The sequence below is a fragment of the Kribbella sandramycini genome, from assembly GCF_013131805.1.
Taxonomy (GTDB): Bacteria; Actinomycetota; Actinomycetes; order Propionibacteriales; family Kribbellaceae; genus Kribbella; species Kribbella sandramycini.
This window is the reverse complement of the sequence record NZ_JABJRC010000006.1, coordinates 291,608-308,156: the sequence shown is the minus strand read 5'-3', so window position 1 is coordinate 308,156 and position 16,549 is coordinate 291,608. Positions and strand designations below refer to the sequence as shown.

The window sequence follows — 16,549 nt, the reverse complement described above, 5'->3', positions numbered from 1 at the left end:
CGACGCTAGGCCCGGCTAGGCGCGCGGTCGCTCGGCACCACGCCCGCTCCGGGGTAGCGCACGGGCTACCTCAACTCGAGTTCGGGGCGGGCGAGTACGGCCAGGAGTTGCTGCTGGGTGATTCCGGTGGGTGGGCGCTTGGCGGCGGTGTAGGTGACCAGGACCCAGACGCGGTGACCGTCCGGGGTGCGGCGGGTGGCGCCGTACTCGGTGAATCTGATGCCGAAGGCGCTGGTGGTGCGTTCGTAGAGCTCGGCGTCGGCGATCTTGGTGCAGGTCGGGGTTCTGAACAAGTCTGAACAGGTTCCGGCGATCGGTCGGGGGGTCACGCCGAACTCGATGCGGGATTTCACGCCGGCCTTGAGCCAGTCCATGCGGAAGGAGCACTCGCCCGGGTAGTCACGAAGGATGTCGAGAGGCCGGAGATCGCCGCCGAGGATCTTGAGGGCGGCGGCATCGATCTGGGACGCCACGGGCAGGTGACCGGTGAGCAGGTCAGCGGCTTCGCGCTGGGCGGAAGTGACCTCAGGAAGTACGAGGGCCGGGTCGGTCGCGAAGGCGAAGAGCTTGGCGTCAGTGATGCCCATCCTGGAGCCGTCGCCGAAGGTGCTGGGGTCCACGGCGACGTAGACGATGTCCCCGCTGGGCTGGACGTACCTGAGCTCGGCCTTGCCGCCCTGGCGGCCCAGCTCCGCCGTTCGGCCGTTGGGGAGCGTGACCGGCTTGCAGATCAGCGGCTTTGGGAAGCGCTCGTAGTAGCTGCCGCAGCGCTGCTCGTCGGGCTTGGTCGAGTTGAACAGACCGACCTTCAGGGCTCCCGCCCGCCAGTCGCCTTTCGCTCCCCAGTGCACCTCCCGCAGGGTGCCGCGGTACCCGGTGCGGGTCACGAGCTTGAAGGGGCGCAGGCCGTAGCCGAGATGTTGCTCACCCGGGTCGAAGTGCTTGGTCAGTAGGCCGGTGATGACCGTGTCGAGGTCAGTGGTGGCCTGAACCTGCTGCGGCTTGGCGGGCGCGACCTCCTCCGGCTTTGCCTGGTGCAGGGCACCGGTGACGCCGAGTGTTGCGGCGAGGACCGCGCCTGTGGTGAGGAGGGCGGCGGCTCCGGTGGCGAGGCGGTGGCGGAGTAGGCGGCGGCGGCCGGCGGCGAGGTCGTCGGCGAGGTCGCGCGGGAGCAGGTCGTCCTGCTCGGCTGCGGTGGCCAGGAGGTGTTCCTGAAGGGTCTTCTCGTCGATCATCGGGGGCCTCCTACGGCCCGGAAGTCCGGGGTCAGTAGTTCGTTCAGTCGAGCGAGGGCACGGGAGCTCTGGCTCTTCACCGTGCCGGTGGAGCAGTGCAGGTCGGTGGCGGTCTCTTCGATGGTCAGACCGACGAAGAAGCGCAGTACGACGACACGGCGTTGGCCGGACGGCAGGGTGTTCAGCGCCGCTAGTAGGGCGCCGCGGTCCTCGAACGCGAGGCCTTCGGTGGCCACCGGGTCGAGACCGTCCAGGCCGGCGTTCTCACGGCGCCACGGACGGCGGCTCTCGTCGATCCCGGAGTTGACCAGGATCCGGCGTACGTAGGCATCTACGTTGCCACTGCGCTGCACGCGGTTCCAGGCGACGTACAGCTTCATCAGGGCCGTCTGGACCAGATCCTCGGCCTTGTGCACGTCGCCGCAGAGCAGATAGGCGATGCGGCGCAGCTGAGTACGCCGCTGGGCGACGTACTCGCTGAACTCCTCGTCCCGTGCTGCCATTCGCTTCCCCTCACTCGTTCCGTCACCGATCAGTACGGAGCGCGTGGGGAAAGGGTTGTCAGCCCTTTTGCGTGACTCTCGTCAGAGGTGCCGGTGTGAGGACCTCGTGGGCGCGCAGGTACGCCGCGAAGGTCTCGTGATCAGTGTCGGTGCGTACGGGGCCGGTCGCGGCTTTGAACGCCGAGTAGCCGTCAGCGCCGAGCACCGTGTACGCCAGCGCCGCCACCCGGTAGGTGCGCGTCGGGTCCAACTGCGCGCCATTGACTCGGACGTCGGCCGGTGCGACCCGATCACCGACCGGACGGCTCGCATCGAAGCTGTAGGTGACATTGGCCGAAGCTGCGAGCGGTGCGAACTTCACTGTGCCGTTCGTCTGCGTCTGCCACTGCTGCTCCAGTACGGCGTCCAGCTGCGCGCCGGTCAGCCCCACTGTCAGCACTGGGTTGCCATAGCCGTAGGCCTCCCACGACTCCCCCAGCAGCACCCGTCCGTCCACATCACCCGGCTTGCCGCTGTTGGCAACCAGCAGGTCGCCACGCAACGCAGTACTACCGGCCGCGGGCTTGGCGGCCACGATCCCCAGGTCGGCCTGGCCGCGGGCGGTCCACAGATGGACGTCGGCGGCCAGGTCAGCCATGGTGCTCTCGCCGACCGCGTTCGGCGTCCGGGTGAAGTCGCCGGTGATGGTCGCGACCGGTTCGGCGTACTTGCGGTCACCTGCCGCGGTCCAGTGGTCGACGATCCGCTGCAGTTTCGGATCCGGTGTGACGTCGCGGGTGACCGGGTGGTTGGTGGATGTCGTCCGATCGCGCAAGACCTCACCCGTCCGCCGGTCGAGGCGCAGGTTGATCTCGCTGATCAGCCGGCCGTGATTGGCGGCCTCGACGACGGGGCGCGGGTTGCCGGCCGGGTCCGGGATGCTGCAGTTGAACGCGGCGTGCCAGTGCCCGGTGACGATCGCGTCGATCTGCGGTGTCACCTTGCGGGCCAGCTCGATCGCCGGGCCGGTCGGGTTCACGCAGTCGTTGTACGTCGGCGACGCGTCCGTCCCGCCGTCGTGCATGTTCAGCACGATCGCTTTCACGCCGCGCCGGGTCAGCTCGGCCGCCGCCCGGTTCGCCGCATCGAGCGGGTCGAGCGCCTTGAGCTCCGGCTGGTACGACGTCGATCCGACCGGCGTGTCGGGGACGGTCAGCCCGATGAAGCCGACCGGGTAGCTGCGCCCATGATCGCGCACCCAGCGAATCGTGTACGGCGCCACGATCGGACGGCCCTTCGCATCGACGATGTTGGCCGACTGGAATCCGAAGTCCGCGCCGTGGAACCGGCGTCCGGTGGAGTCGGTGAAACAACTGTCGACGCCGGGCCGGCCGAAGCACTTGCCGCGCGCCATGTGGTCGACGAGGAAGCTCTTCGAGACGTCCAGTTCATGGTTGCCGACGCTGGAGAACTCGATCCCGAGCGCGTTCAGCGCCTCGATCGTCGGCTCGTCGGCGTGCGCGTCGACCTCGAACGGCCAGCCGGAGAAGCTGTCGCCGTTCGCGAACCGGATCGAGTTCGGTTGCCGGAGGTTCTTGAGGTGGGTGGCCAGGTAGGCGGCGCCGCCGACCACCTGGGTGCCACCGGGGCCGGCGATCGTGCCGCCGTCCGCGGGGGACGGCGGGCGGAGGTAGCCGTGGAAGTCGGTGATCGAGAGAAGCTGAACGTCGACCGGGTCGGGGGCGGCGGCCGCGGGCGCCGGGACGAGCCCGGCGACGGCGATTCCGAGGAGCGCTGTCAGTGTTCGTAGCTGCATGGGAAATTATCTAACCGCACACAAAGGAACATGGAAAGAATTCGCCGTGGACATCGGTCTCCCCACGCCCGGCCGGATCTGGTCCAATGACTGCGTGGTGGCCGGCGGTCCCGCGAAGCTTCCGGCCATCACCCCGCCCACCACGACCTGGGGACAGGTGAGCCATGCGCGGAAGCACCGCCGTCCGGACTCTCGTCACTCTCGCCCTTCTACTCCTCCCCGTCACCCCGGCCGCCGCCGCGCCGTCCTCGCCCGCTTCGGCGTCCGCGGCGGTGGAGCTGGTGCCGGCCTGGAGTGCGCCACTCAGCACCCGCGGCCGCTGGATCGTCGACGCCGACGGGAATCGTTTCCGGCTGAAGTCCGGCAACTGGCACGGCGCCAGCGGCACCTGGAACGGCTCCGGCGATCAGAACGACAACGCCAGCCATCACGCCGGTGAGAACGGCAACCGGATCCCGCTCGGTCTCGACCGCGCGTCGATGGGCTCGATCATCGGCGGTTTCGCCGAGCTCGGCCTGAACAGCATCCGGCTGCCGTTTTCGAACGAGATGGTCCACGACAGCCGCCCGGTCACCGACGCGGCCGTCGCGGCCAACCCGGGCCTGCGCGGCAAGACACCGCTCCAGGTGTACGACGTCGTCGTCCAGGAGCTCACCGCGGCCGGCTTCGCGGTCGTCCTGAACAATCACACGAACACGACCCGCTGGTGTTGCGGGGTCGACGGCAACGAGCGCTGGAACACCAGTCAGTCGGCCGCGACCTGGGAGAGCGACTGGCTGTTGATGGTCAATCGCTACCGGACCAATCCGCGGGTCGTCGGCGCCGATCTCTACAACGAGGTCCGGCGGAACATCCTGGACGACCCGAACTGGGGCTGGGGCAACGATCACGACTGGTTCGCGGCCACCCAGCGGCTCGGCGACCGGATCCTCACCGAGGCCAACCCGAAGCTGCTGATCGTTGTCGAGGGCATCAACTGGACCGGCATCCCGGTCGACGGCTTCCCGCACGACCGGCCGACGCTCACCCCAGCCCGGACGCTCTCGCACACACTGGTCGCCTCCAACAAACTCGTGTACGCCGCACACTTCTACGGCTACACCGGCCCACGGCACAGCGGCGCGACCGGGACGGGCGAGACCAGCGACCCGCGGTACCAGGACCTCTCCCCGGAGGAGCTGATCAGCGAGGTGAACCGGCAGGCGCTCTTCGTCAGCGGCGAGGAGGGCCACTTCACCGCGCCGGTCTGGATCAGCGAGTTCGGCGTCGGCGGCCGCGAGGAGACCGGCGCCAAACCGCGCGCGTGGTTCGAGCGGTTCGTCGACCACCTCATCCGCAGCGACGCCGACTTCGCCTACTGGCCGCTCGTCGGCTGGCACCAGAACCGCACCGGCAACGGCTGGGCCCTCCTGCACTGGGACTCCGCCGGCCAACGGATGGGCCTGTACGACGGTGACGACTGGCGCGCCTCGGCCTGGAGCCGTCTGATCAACGCGCCGTCCCGCACCGGCGCCGTACCGACATCGACGGTCTGGAAGATGCTCAGCCCCGACCACGGCGATTTCGTCCAGTCGCTCCGCATGCGCGCCGCCGGCGACTGGGACAACGGCGCCCGCAAAGCCGCCTGCCCCGACGGCCTCCGCCTCGTCGGTCTCTCCCACACCGGCAACCGCGGCCTCTGCACCTCCGGCGGCCCAGTTGCCGTCAGCACCTACGAGGTCGTCAGGGACGAACGCCACGTCTCCCCCGACTGGGCCTCCGGCTACACCAAGTTCCAATGCCCACCCGGCCACTTCGCCACCGGCTACGCCGTCCGCGGCGCCCGCGTCTCCTCCCTCCTCTGCACCGCCACCTCCCAATCCCTCTCCCCCACCGGCCGCACCCTCTGGTTCGACCGCTCCGACAACCGCGGCGCCGCCCGCGGCGCCGACTTCGCCTCCGGCCACTACAAAGGCCAATGCGCCGACAACGAACACGTCGCCGGCATCGCCTTCACCACCCGAGTAGGCGCCTCCGGCACCCCCGACGCCCTCTACTGCCGGAGCATTACCTGACGGCCCCGGACCGCCCCCACTCACCAACTCCAATTCGGAGCACCAATCCCGCCGCGGCTGAGCGTGGGGAACCTTCCCGCGCTTAAGTTGGTGAGTGTTGGCGGTCCGCTTCCCCCTAGCCGTTGGAGCCCGACATGATTCCCAAGCCGTTCGAGGTCAGCCTCGGCGATGGCACGACGACGGTTGATCTGGACGCCGTGCAGGTGACGATCGAGGCGGGCGGGCTGGAGGGGGTGCCGGCCGCGGCGGGGTTGCGGGCGGATGGGGTGGACGTCGACGAGCGGTACGGGGTGGAGATCACCGCGGACGGGGTTCGGGTGTGGGGGCCGTCGGACGAGGCCGTCTTCCGCGGGCTGACGACGTTGCGGCAACTCGTCGCGCTGCACGGGGACGCCGTGCCGTGTCAGCGGATCGTGGACGGGCCGCGGTTCGCGTGGCGGGGGTTGTCGTTCGACGTCGTCCGGACGTTCCATCCGCCGGAGACCGTGCGGCGGGTGATCGACATATGCGCGCTCTACAAGCTGAACGTCCTGCATCTGCACCTCACCGACGACCAGGGCTGGCGATTCGAGGTGCCGTCGCGGCCGGAGCTGGTCAAGTTCGGCTCGACGGGCGCGATCGGCGATCGTCCGGGCGGCCACTACACCCGGGCGGATGTCGCGAACCTCGTCCAGTACGCCGCCGAGCGGTTCGTCACGCTCGTCCCCGAGGTCGACATGCCCGGCCACAGCCAGGCCGTCTTCCGCAGCATCCCCGAGCTCGCCCCGACCGAGATCCGGACCATCGACGTCGGCGACGACATCCAGCTGCAACTCGGCACCCTTGATCCCGACCGGCCCGCGACCTGGTCCTTCGTCGACGACGTCCTGGACGCCGTGATCGCCCAGTTCCCGCAGAGCGCCTACGTCCACCTCGGCGGCGACGAGGCTTGGGGGATGCCGGACGCCGCCCACGCCGCCTTCGTCGAACAGGCCGCGGCCCGCATCCGCGCCCGTGGCAAACGAGTCATCGGCTGGCAGGAGATCGCTCGCGCCGACCTCGACCCGGCCGACGTCGTCCAGTACTGGATCGAAACCACCGAACTGCTGGCATCAACCACCAGTGTCGAGGTCCCCGCAGATCTGCTACCGATCCTGGTGGAGCACCTGCAGAAGGCCCAGCAAGACCTCCCCAAGGCCCACGCCCAAGGAACCCCCATCCTCGTCTCGGCCCACAAGTGGCTGTACTTCGACCGCCCCCACGGCGACTCGTCGACCGACCCCGGCCAAGAGGAACAACGCCGCCGGGTCGGTCTCCCCCACTACCCGCCGACCACCATCCAGGACGGCTACGACTGGGATCCCCTCGACGCAACTCCCGGCGCAACCTCCGACACCCAACTGGCCGGGGTCGAAGCCGCCATCTGGTGCGAAACCGTCACCACCCGGTCCGACCTGGAGTTCTTACTGCTCCCCCGCCTCCCGGCCGCCGCGGAGAAGGCCTGGTCCCACACCCCCGACACCTGGCCCGGCTACGCCGACCGCCTGGCCCGCCAAGCGCCCCTCTGGCGCGCCCACGGCTGGGAATACTTCAAGTCCGCGGCGATCGGCTGGAAGTAGCCCGGCGGCGATCAGACGGGTTCGATCGACAGGCCGGTGACCAGGCCGTCCTTCGTCGCGAAGGTGAACGCGAACGTCAACGGGCTCCCCGGGAACCGGCCTGCGTTCGAGGCGATCAGCCGGTCGTTCTCGAACGAGGTCGGCGTGATCACGATCTTGGGCTCGATCAGGTGCGTTCGGATCCACGCGCGAATCTCGGTCTCGCCGCGGTAGGTGTTCCCGTCGTCGAGGACGGCGGCGCCGTCTCCGAAGACCGCGAACAGCGCCTCCACGTCATGGGAATTGGTGGCTTCGACGAAGTTCTCGACGGCCTTCGGGACGGCGACGGCGCTCAGGCCGGTGTCGAAGTCCGCGCTCCGCGAGAGCTTCTCGTTCGCGCGCAGTTCGGTGAGCGCGTTCTCGTGCATGGCGACCACGACGTCGTACCCAGAATTGCCGAGGACGAGTCGCTGCGGCGGAACAGGTGCGTTCATCGCGCTGATCACGGCCTGCACACCGCGCACGGGATCGCCGTCCTGCTTGCCGTTCAGGCCGACGAACGCTGCCTTGACACTTTCGACCAGCGGCAGGTAGGCGGCAACGGTTTCGTCGACGGGCTCACTCCGGAAGCCGGCGTAGGCCTTGGTACGGAACCCTCCCGGCTCCACGACGAGCACCCGCACCCCGAACGGCTCGACCTCGTGACGCAAAGTCTCCGACAGCCCTTCGAGAGCGAACTTCGCCGCCGCGTAGTAGCCGAACCCGGGGGCGCTGACGAGGCCCGCCACCGACGACATGTTCACGATCCAGCCGTTGCCCCGGGCCCGCATCCCGGGCAGTACCGCCCGGACCACCTCGACCACCCCGAACAGGTTCAGGTCGAAGGTCCGGCGGATCATCTCGTCCTGAGCGCCCTCGACCGAGCCGAACCAACCGCGACCCGCATTGTTGACGAGTACGTCGATCCCGCCGAACCGCTCCTCCGCCGTCCGGACCGCCGCTCGCACCTGCTCCGCATCGGTCACGTCGAGCTCGAGGACCAGCGCGCGGTCGCCGTGGCGAGCAGCCCACTCCTGCAGCTCAGCCGGCCGGCGCGCGGTCACCACCACCTGATCGCCCTGGTGCAGCGCGGCCTCGGCGTAGGTCAGGCCGAATCCGCCCGGCGTCCCACCCGTGATGAACCAAGTTTTCATGGACCACTCCCTGCGCTATAGATGCTCATGTATCGCTATAGTATTGAATATAGCGATACATGAGTTAATATAGCAACATGCAGAACGCACGGGATCGACTCCTCCTCGCCGCAGCGGAGTTGCTGCAGAGCACCGGCACGGTGTCCACCAGGGCCGTGTGCGAACGGGCCGGCGTGCAGGCGCCGACGCTGTACCACCATTTCGGCAGTAAGCAGGGCCTGATCGACGCCGTGGCGAACCACGGCTTCACCCAGTACACGGCCGTCGAGAGCTCGGGCGACCCGCTCGGCGACCTGCGCGAGGGGTGGGACAAGCATGTGCGGTTCGGGCTGGAGCACCCGTCGTTCTACGCCCTGCTCTACGGCCGGGCCGAGCCGGGGAAGCCCTGTGCCGTCACCGCTCCGGCCCATGCCGCGTTACGCGAGCGGTTCAGCGAAGCGGCGACGAAAGGTCTGCTGAAGGTGCCCGCGGAAGACGCTGCCCAGCAGCTCTTCGCCGCGAACATCGGCGTCACGCTGATGTTGATCACCCAACCCGTCCCGGACTTCGGGCTGTCCGAACGCGTCCGCGAGGCCGCGCTGGCCGGCGCGCTGAACTCCACCGCACAAGACGCCCCGGCGACCCGCGCGAGTGCCGCGCTCACCCTGAGCGCGATGCTCGGCGACGACCCAGGTGACCTCACATCGGGAGAACACGCGCTGCTGGCCGAACTGCTCGACCGGCTGGCTCGCTGATGGCGACGCCGGCTCATGACGAGAAAGGGGCGGCCCTGGACGGGCCGCCCCTTCACCTCGGGTGAATCAGCAGGTTGCGGTGGGGGCGGCCCAGTCGGCGCGGTCGTTGTAGCCGCCGTCGCCGGCGTCGCCGACGACGAGGTCGAGGACCCGGACGTTGGTGAGGTCGACGTCGAAGGGCTTGGGGGTGTGGCGGTCGACGGTGCCGCTGTCGAAGAGGACCTTGCCGTCGCCGACGACCTGGAAGGTCGCTGTGCCGCCGTCAGGGCCGACGTTGTTGACGACGTCGTCGATGCCGACGGTGCCGGCCAGACGGGTGCAGGACTTGCCGAGGTAGTAGCGGACGAGGGACGGCGAGGCGACGCCGATGCCGGTGGCGTACGTCGTACCGGTCAGCTTGATCGGGTTGCCGCCGCCGACGCTCTCGTCGATGGCCGGGGTCATCCAGCCGCTGGTCGCGGTGATCCACTTGTGGTGCGACAGCGGGACGGTCCCGTCCGGCGGAGCCGGGGCGACCACGACCGGCGCGAGGACGGTCGCCTGCTTCTGGACGCCGTACCCGATCGCCTCGTACGCCGTCGTCGCGGTCAGGCTCGCATTACCCGGAGCGGCTCCGGCGGGCAGTTGGACCGTGAAGGCGAAGGTCGCCTGCTTGCCGCCGGCCAACAGCACCGGCGCCTTCGTCAGCGGCTTGACCCGCCATTCGTTGCCACCAGCAATGGTGACGGCCGGCTTCAGCACCGGCAGCAGGCCGTCGTTGCGGACGTTCACCTGCACGGTGAGCTCGTCGCCACCGGCAACCACCGGCGCGGAGCCCTCAGGCTGCGCATCCGTGCCGACCTTGGTCACCTGCGGAATACCCGCCGTGACGTGGGAGACACCGGGCAGACCGCGCGCGGGCTCGACGCGAATGAGCGCCGTACCGTGCGCCGGAACCGCTGCGCTGATCGTGCCCGCGCTCTCGGTGACCTTGTTGGTCCAAGCGTTCTTCAGCGTGAACCGGGCGCCGTGCAGCCCGACCGCCTTCGCGGTCGTCGTGATCGTCTTCGCGCTGTCACCCCGGTTCAGCAGGACGACGGCACGCCCGCCGTCCGCCAGCCGCTTCACCCAGGTCTCCGTCGTCCCGGCCGCACCGACGCGAACCGCCTGGACCGCCGCCTTGTCCTGGTTGATCGCCAGGACGTCGGGGTCGGTCAGCATCGAGATCGTCGTCGCGCTCAGCTTGCGCACGTCGCTGCCGATCACCAGCGGCGCGGCGGCCGCGGCCCACAGCGTCAGCTGGGTCTTGAACTCCTCGTCCGACATGCCGAGCTCGGGGGCCAGGTAATCCGGGTCGGAGAACGCGCCCGGCTTCACGACCTCCGGGTGCCGCGCGTTGGCGTCGTAGTTGCGCAGGACGTCCTTGAACTTGATGTCGCCCATGAAACCGACATCGGTGTAGGTCCGCCACGACTGCGCGATCCCCGGCGCGTACGACCAGGAGTTGATCGACTGCTGCGACTCGGGGTAGTTGCCCCAGTCCGGCGAGGTGACCGGGTTGCAGAGGTTGAAGATCATCGGCCGCTTGCTCGCGTTGTTGCGCAGCGCCTGGGCGAACTCGGTGAACACGGTCTTCGGGTCCAGGTCGGCGGCGATACCGCACAGGTAGTCGACCTTGACCGCGTCGAAACCCCAGGCCGCGAACTGGTCCGCGTCGCGCTGGTAGTAGCCGCCGGAGCCGAGACCGCACTTACCCGGGATGTACGGACCGGCGTCGGTGTAGATCCCGGCCTTCAGGCCCTTGCCGTGGATGTAGTCGACCAGCGGCTTCAGCCCGTTCGGGAACTTGGCCGGGTGCGGCACCAGGTCACCAGCGGCGCTGCGCGACTGGTCGGCCTGCCAGCCGCCGTCCAGCCAGACGATGTCGTACCCCGCCTTGGCCAGCCCACGGCTGACCAGCGAGTCGGCGACCGACTTGATCGACTCCTCGGTGAAGTCGCCACCGAGACCGTAGTAGGTGTTCCAGCCCTGGTAGGGCGTCGGGCTGAGGACCGGAGCTGTGGCCTGAGCCGCCACAGCTGCGGTCGTCGTGGTGGCCGCGAACGCGCCGGCCACCAGGGCCGCCGCGATCACCCCACCCATGAGTCGCTTCATCTCTCATCCTTTTCCGTTGAGCGGAACGGTGGTCCGTCGAGTGCCTCGACGACCAGGCAGTGCGAGTCGGCAGAGTCGAGCTCGACCCCGACCTGCAGCAGATAGCTGCCCGGGAGGGTCTCCGCCCCCACCCGGTAGTTCGTGGCCGGGTCCAGCCCGGCCAGCGGGAGCCGCCGTACCCGGCGCGGCAGCGTGCCGCGCACGTTGCCGTCACCGGTCTCCCACCGAAACACCACGGAGCGCCGGTCGCCGACGTACTGGACGCCGCTCGGCAACCCGTAAACCTTGCCATTGACAACCAGGTCGCGGATGTCCTTGTACTGCTCGATATGCCGAGCCGCTGTCTTCAGCTGAGCATCGGTCCAGCGGGACAGATCCGCGCCGATACCGAGGACGCCGGCCATCGCGACATGGAAGCGGAAGTCGAGCGATCGCTCCCGGCCGTCATGGGTGCCTTCGGCATCCGTCACCCACGAGCTCATCAGATGCGGCGCGAACCCGGTCCGGAAGCCTTCCTGGATCTGCAGCCGATCGAGCGGCGCCGTGTTGTCACTCGGCCAGAGGGTGTCGACGCGCTGCGCCATCCCGAGATCGACCCGGGCCCCGCCGCCCGCGCAACCCTCGACGATCACGTCGGGGTGCTCCGCGCGGAGCCGATCGAGGACGCCGTACAGATTCGTGACGACCCGGCCGTCGAGATCGCGGCGCTGGTCGCCGGCGTCGAGGCGCGGCCGGTTCGCATCCCACTTGAGGTAGCTGATGTCGTACGTCGACAACAGCCGATCCAGGGTCGACCAGACGAACTCGGCGACGTCGTCGCGGCTGAGGTCGAGCAGGAGCTGGTTGCGGACCAGGATCGGATCGCGGCCCGGCGTCCGCAGAATCCACTCCGGGTGCTCGGCGGCCAGCTTCGACCGGGGGTTGACCGACTCCGGCTCCACCCACAACCCGAAGTCCAGCCCGAGCTCCTTCAGCTGCCCGATGAATCCGTCGAGGCCGTTCGGGAATTTCGCCGGGTCGACGTCCCAGTCGCCCAGGCCGCCCGCGTCGTCCACCCGCCCGGTGAACCAGCCGTCGTCGACCACGAAGGTCTCGACGCCGATCCCGGCGGCCCGCTTCGCCAGCTCCAGCTGGTGCTCGGCCCGGATGTCGAACTCGGTCGCGAACCAGGAGTTGTACAGCACCTTCGGCGTCCGCCGCCGCGATCGCGCGCGCTCGTACTCGTGGAACACCCGCGCCAGCCCGTCGGCCCCCTCGGCGCTACACGCCCCGACCGCCTTGGGCGACGTCCAGGTCGCGCCCGGCGGCAACTCGATCCCCTGGCTGGACGACACCCGGCCGGCCTGAATCCGGATCTGGCCGGTGGTATCCGCGTCCGCGCTCAGCTCCCACGAACCGCTCCACGCGAGCTGGACGCCGTACCCGCCGACAGCAAGGAACGGTGAGTACGAATGCCCGGTGATTCCCTGCGCGCTGTTGACGGTGAACCGCCCGCGCTTCAGCTCGACCGACGACTGCTGGAACTCGCTGTTCCACTCACCCCACAAGTACTTGACCGTGTTGCCGCTGGGTACGGTGAACCCAGCCGAGTCATGCTGATGCAGCACCAGCGCATCGGCGCCGTCGTTGCCGACAGCAACCCACCGCTCCACCACGTCCCCCTCGACGCGGTAGTGAAGCGAGAGCCGCACACCCCGCACCGCATCGGCGAACACCAGCTCCAAACCAGCTTCTTCAACTGCCGCTACGAACAGCGGGCGCAGCTCGTCCGAGCCGTCGGGGCCGCTGACGACCAGGTCGACCGGGGCCGCGTAGCGGACGCCGCGGACGGCGTACTCGAGGGGTTCGACGTCGGCGCGCGGGAGGAAGTGCTCGGTACCGACCGGGGCGACCACGGACGGGCCGCCGGCGACCGCATGTGGGCCCCAGGCAACGAGCTGTGCCCACTGACCGTGGTCGGGGACGCCGACGACGTACGAGGTGGTTGCGCCACGCAACGTCCAGGTCTTCACTTGACCGCTCCGATCGCCAGGCCGCCGACGAAGTGCTTCTGGAACCGCAGGAACACCGCCACCGTCGGGACCGCGGCGATCACGGTGCCGGCGGCAATCACGTTCCACGATGACACGAACAGCCCTTGCAGGCCCAGCAGCGCGGGCGTCACCGGCATCTTCTCGCCGGAGCGGATGACGGTGATCGACCAGAGCAGGTCGTTGAAGATCCAGGTGAACGAGAGCGCGCCGAGCGCGGCCATCGCCGGCCGGGTCAGCGGCAGGATCACACTCGCGTAGATCTTCCCCGGGCCGGCGCCGTCGATCGTCGCGGCCTCCTGGATCTCCTTGGGCAGATCCCGCATGAAGCCGTGCAGGACGAACGTGTAGAACCCGAGGCCGAACCCGACATGGACCGCGATCAGCGCGATCAGCGTGTCGTAGTACCCGATCAGCTCGACGAACCGCGAGATCGGGATCAGCAGGATCTGCGGCGGCAGCAGGTTGCCCATCAGCATCAGCAGCAACACCGTGCGCCGGAACGGGATGTTGTACCGCGCCAGCCCGTACGCCGCGATCGACGCGAGCCCGAGACTCAGCAGCACCGCCGGGATCGTCACCAGCAGGCTGTTGATCAGCGCGCGGAACTCGTCGGCGTCCTGCCAGGCCTGCACGTAGGTCGAGAACGTGAACGAACGCGGCAGCGATCCGAGCCCGTTCGCCGCGACGTCGTCGAAGCTGCGGAACGAGATCACGATCACCCAGAGGATCGGCGCGATCCACAGGAACGAGATCAGCCCCATCGACAGGTGGTACCCGGTCGTCTTCAGCCGGTTCATGCTTCCTCCCGGAAGGCGCGGATCAGGTAGCCGAGGATGACGGCCAGGGCGAGCAGGAAGATCACCACGGCCAGCGCGGAGGCGTACCCGAGTTGCGTGGACTGGAACGCCGTCGAGTACATGTAGGTGCTGAGCAGCTCGCTGGAGTGGTACGGACCGCCCTTGGTCATCGACCAGACGATGTCGAACGATCTGAGCGAGTCGATCACGATCACCGACAGGACGACGGAGTTCACGCCCTTGAGCTGCGGGATCGTCACGTACAGCGTGCGCTGCCAGGCGTTGGCGCCGTCGACGCGAGCCGCCTCGTAGAGCGCCGGGTCGACCGCCTTCAGACCGGCCAGGTACAGCACCATGACATACCCGATCTGCCGCCACAGGGCCGGCACGATCACGGCGTACAGGGCGGTGTCGGGATCGGCCAGCCAGGGCCGGATCAGCTCACCCAGGCCGATCGTCCGCAGGATCGAGTCGACCAGACCGTCCGGCTGGTAGAAGACCCGCCAGATCAGCGCGGTCACCACCAGCGAGAACACCACCGGCGTGAACAACGCGGCCCGGTAGATCCCGACCCCGCGCCGCTCGCGCTGCAACAGCAACGCCATCCCGAACCCGCCGAGCACACTGAGCCCGCCGAACAGCACCAGCCAGATCGCGGTGTTCTTCAGCGCCGTCCCGAAGATCGGGTCCGACAGCATCTCCCGGAAGTTGCCCAGTCCAACGAACGTCGGCGCCGACAACCCGTCCCACTTCGTCAGCGCCAGCCAGAACCCCTGCAACGCCGGCCAGAACACCCACACCGCCTCAACCACGAACGGCACGAACACGAACACCAAAATCAGCGGCGAGACCCGATGGAGCTTCGAACGCTTGGGACGAGGTGAGGCGCCCCCGGCGCCGCCTCGCCGAGCCGGAGCCGCCGGCTCCACAACAGTCGAAGTCACACGACCACCTCCTCAGCGGCTACCCCAGCCCACGGAGCGGGGCGCCTTGCTCCCCCTCCGTCTTTCCCTTCCCGCGTGTCCCGCCGCAGGCGGGGCGCGCGGGCGACGGCTGCGTCGAACCTGCTCACGCCTTGAAGACCTTTTCGGCGGCCGCCTGCCAGGTCTTGAGGATGTCGTCGATCTGGTCGGGCTTGTCGAGGAACTTGGTGAGGGCGGCGTCGGCGGTGGGCTGGAGGGCGTCACTGGAGTCGCGGTTGAAGAACTGGGTGAGCTCGGCGGCGCTCTCGATCATCGCCTTGCCCTTCTGCACCAGCGGGGTGTCCGCGGACTTGCCGTCCGGGTTCGCCGGGATCGCCGTCCCGGACGAGCTCTGGACGTAGATCTCCTGCGCCTCGGCGGTCGCCAGCCAGGCCATGAACTTCTTCACGCCCTCGGGGTCCTTGACCTTCTTCGACGCGAAGTACCCGTCGGTCGGCGCCTCCTCGGCGACCGGCACCGCGGGGTCGATGATCGGGAACTGGAAGAAGTCGATGTCGTCCAGCGCGTCCTTGGGCGCGGAGTCGGCGAAGAACGTGCCGATCAGGAACATGCCGGTCTTCCCGCCGAGCAGCGCGGAGGTCGCCTCCTGGAACGGGAACGACTTCCCCTTCGGGTCGAAGTACGGCAGCACCTCCTGCCACTTCGTGAAGACCGCCTTCACCTTCGGGTCGTCGAACCGCCCGCGCCCGGCCAGCAGGTCGCGGTGGAACGGCGCGCCGTTGATCCGGATGTTCAGATAGTCGAACCAGGCCGACGCCACCCACGGGGTGTCCCCGAGACCGATACCGATCGGCGGAACGCCCTTGCTCTGAATGGTCTTGCAGACCGCGAGGAACTCCTCCCAGGTCTTCGGCGGGGTGACGCCCCACTTCGCGAAATTCGACTTGCGGTAGAACATGCCCCACCAGTAGTAGCTGGTCGGCACGAAGATCTTCTGCCCGGCGCTGCTCGTCGACAGCGTCTGCATCGCCTTCGAGTAGTTGCCCATGCCCTCCCACACGCTCGACACGTCGAGCAGCAGGTCCTTCTTCGCATACGAGTCGGCGACCGAGCCGGCGTACCAGGTGTAGACGTCCGGCGGGTTGGCCGAGGTCAGGTACGTCGGCAGCTGTGTCCGGTAGATCTCGGACGCGACGGTGTTGAGTTCGACCTGGGCGCCGCCGGTCTTGTTGTAGGCGGCGACGAGCTTCTCCATCGCGCCCTTGGCCTGCTCGGCCGACAGGTTCGACTGCAGCGAGAGCTCACCAGTTGCCGCGCTGCCCCCGCTCCCCGGACTCGACGTCGAGGTGGCGCATCCGGGCACCAGGGCGGCCGCCCCGAGCACCCCGAGCCCCTTGAGGAAAGTACGCCGATCCGCTGCCAGACCCGTCATGCCAGAACTCCTGAGATCTGCTCGACCAGCGTGCCAGTCGAGTGAGTGGTGTGTTGCCGACGATCTTGCGGCGAGCGATCCCGAGTGTCAATATTAATTCGTAAATTACGAGCAAATAGCTTGACGTGATCAGCTGATCA

General features: G+C 68.5%; 12 protein-coding genes. 3 read left to right on the top strand and 9 right to left on the bottom strand.

From position 1 onward, the window contains the following. Positions 1–65 precede the first annotated feature (65 nt). The 3 genes from HPO96_RS24610 to HPO96_RS24600 are packed head-to-tail and all read right to left on the bottom strand — an operon-like array spanning position 66 to position 3,533. On the bottom strand, positions 66–1,235 hold the full coding sequence (locus tag HPO96_RS24610; protein WP_171676439.1) for a hypothetical protein: 1,170 nt from the start codon (positions 1,233–1,235) through the stop codon (positions 66–68). Next, complete coding sequence (locus tag HPO96_RS24605; protein ID WP_171676437.1) at positions 1,232–1,738, bottom strand: SigE family RNA polymerase sigma factor; 507 nt, start codon at positions 1,736–1,738, stop codon at positions 1,232–1,234. The genes HPO96_RS24610 and HPO96_RS24605 overlap by 4 nt, the downstream gene beginning before the upstream one ends. Positions 1,739–1,796: 58 nt before the next feature. Then, the gene (locus tag HPO96_RS24600) at positions 1,797–3,533 is read right to left on the bottom strand and encodes a bifunctional metallophosphatase/5'-nucleotidase (RefSeq protein WP_171676435.1); all 1,737 of its coding nucleotides are present in this window, start codon (positions 3,531–3,533) and stop codon (positions 1,797–1,799) included. Positions 3,534–3,697: 164 nt separating this feature from the next. Between HPO96_RS24600 and HPO96_RS24595 the strand changes: the two genes are divergently transcribed. Together HPO96_RS24595 and HPO96_RS24590 are read left to right on the top strand one after the other, a co-directional pair. Beyond that, on the top strand, positions 3,698–5,587 hold the full coding sequence (locus tag HPO96_RS24595; RefSeq protein WP_171676433.1) for a glycoside hydrolase family 5 protein: 1,890 nt from the start codon (positions 3,698–3,700) through the stop codon (positions 5,585–5,587). A 134-nt stretch (positions 5,588–5,721) separates the two neighbouring features. After that, the gene (locus HPO96_RS24590; protein WP_171676431.1) at positions 5,722–7,185 is read left to right on the top strand and encodes a beta-N-acetylhexosaminidase; all 1,464 of its coding nucleotides are present in this window, start codon (positions 5,722–5,724) and stop codon (positions 7,183–7,185) included. A gap of 11 nt (positions 7,186–7,196) precedes the next feature. On the opposite strand, the gene HPO96_RS24585 is transcribed toward HPO96_RS24590, so the two are convergent. Further along, the gene (locus tag HPO96_RS24585) at positions 7,197–8,357 is read right to left on the bottom strand and encodes an oxidoreductase (protein WP_171676429.1); all 1,161 of its coding nucleotides are present in this window, start codon (positions 8,355–8,357) and stop codon (positions 7,197–7,199) included. Positions 8,358–8,434: 77 nt separating this feature from the next. Between HPO96_RS24585 and HPO96_RS24580 the strand changes: the two genes are divergently transcribed. After that, the gene (locus tag HPO96_RS24580) at positions 8,435–9,091 is read left to right on the top strand and encodes a TetR/AcrR family transcriptional regulator (protein ID WP_171676427.1); all 657 of its coding nucleotides are present in this window, start codon (positions 8,435–8,437) and stop codon (positions 9,089–9,091) included. 66 nt (positions 9,092–9,157) lie between these two features. Here HPO96_RS24580 and HPO96_RS24575 read toward each other — a convergent pair whose 3' ends face one another. From HPO96_RS24575 to HPO96_RS24555, 5 genes are all read right to left on the bottom strand, one after another. Then, positions 9,158–11,224: an NPCBM/NEW2 domain-containing protein gene (locus HPO96_RS24575; RefSeq protein ID WP_171676425.1), complete on the bottom strand. Its 2,067-nt coding sequence runs from the start codon at positions 11,222–11,224 to the stop codon at positions 9,158–9,160. Beyond that, on the bottom strand, positions 11,221–13,236 hold the full coding sequence (locus HPO96_RS24570; protein WP_171676423.1) for an alpha-galactosidase: 2,016 nt from the start codon (positions 13,234–13,236) through the stop codon (positions 11,221–11,223). The genes HPO96_RS24575 and HPO96_RS24570 overlap by 4 nt, the downstream gene beginning before the upstream one ends. Beyond that, entirely contained in the window at positions 13,233–14,054 is an 822-nt protein-coding gene (locus HPO96_RS24565) for a carbohydrate ABC transporter permease (RefSeq protein ID WP_171676421.1), read from the bottom strand. Before HPO96_RS24565 ends, HPO96_RS24570 begins: the two co-directional genes overlap by 4 nt. Continuing rightward, positions 14,051–14,881 (bottom strand): carbohydrate ABC transporter permease, encoded by an 831-nt coding sequence (locus HPO96_RS24560; protein WP_337796790.1) that lies wholly within the window; start codon positions 14,879–14,881, stop codon positions 14,051–14,053. Before HPO96_RS24560 ends, HPO96_RS24565 begins: the two co-directional genes overlap by 4 nt. Positions 14,882–15,122: 241 nt before the next feature. Next, positions 15,123–16,409: an ABC transporter substrate-binding protein gene (locus HPO96_RS24555; RefSeq protein WP_171676419.1), complete on the bottom strand. Its 1,287-nt coding sequence runs from the start codon at positions 16,407–16,409 to the stop codon at positions 15,123–15,125. Positions 16,410–16,549 lie beyond the last annotated feature (140 nt).

What these genes read in the sequence shown, in the direction of transcription:
- HPO96_RS24610 (WP_171676439.1), bottom strand. Translation starts at nt 1,235, where the DNA reads ATGATCGACGAGAAGACCCTTCAGGAACACCTCCTGGCCACCGCAGCC.
- HPO96_RS24605 (WP_171676437.1), bottom strand. Translation starts at nt 1,738, where the DNA reads ATGGCAGCACGGGACGAGGAGTTCAGCGAGTACGTCGCCCAGCGGCGT.
- HPO96_RS24600 (WP_171676435.1), bottom strand. Translation starts at nt 3,533, where the DNA reads ATGCAGCTACGAACACTGACAGCGCTCCTCGGAATCGCCGTCGCCGGG.
- HPO96_RS24595 (WP_171676433.1), top strand. Translation starts at nt 3,698, where the DNA reads ATGCGCGGAAGCACCGCCGTCCGGACTCTCGTCACTCTCGCCCTTCTA.
- HPO96_RS24590 (WP_171676431.1), top strand. Translation starts at nt 5,722, where the DNA reads ATGATTCCCAAGCCGTTCGAGGTCAGCCTCGGCGATGGCACGACGACG.
- HPO96_RS24585 (WP_171676429.1), bottom strand. Translation starts at nt 8,357, where the DNA reads ATGAAAACTTGGTTCATCACGGGTGGGACGCCGGGCGGATTCGGCCTG.
- HPO96_RS24580 (WP_171676427.1), top strand. Translation starts at nt 8,435, where the DNA reads ATGCAGAACGCACGGGATCGACTCCTCCTCGCCGCAGCGGAGTTGCTG.
- HPO96_RS24575 (WP_171676425.1), bottom strand. Translation starts at nt 11,224, where the DNA reads ATGAAGCGACTCATGGGTGGGGTGATCGCGGCGGCCCTGGTGGCCGGC.
- HPO96_RS24565 (WP_171676421.1), bottom strand. Translation starts at nt 14,054, where the DNA reads ATGAACCGGCTGAAGACGACCGGGTACCACCTGTCGATGGGGCTGATC.
- HPO96_RS24555 (WP_171676419.1), bottom strand. Translation starts at nt 16,409, where the DNA reads ATGACGGGTCTGGCAGCGGATCGGCGTACTTTCCTCAAGGGGCTCGGG.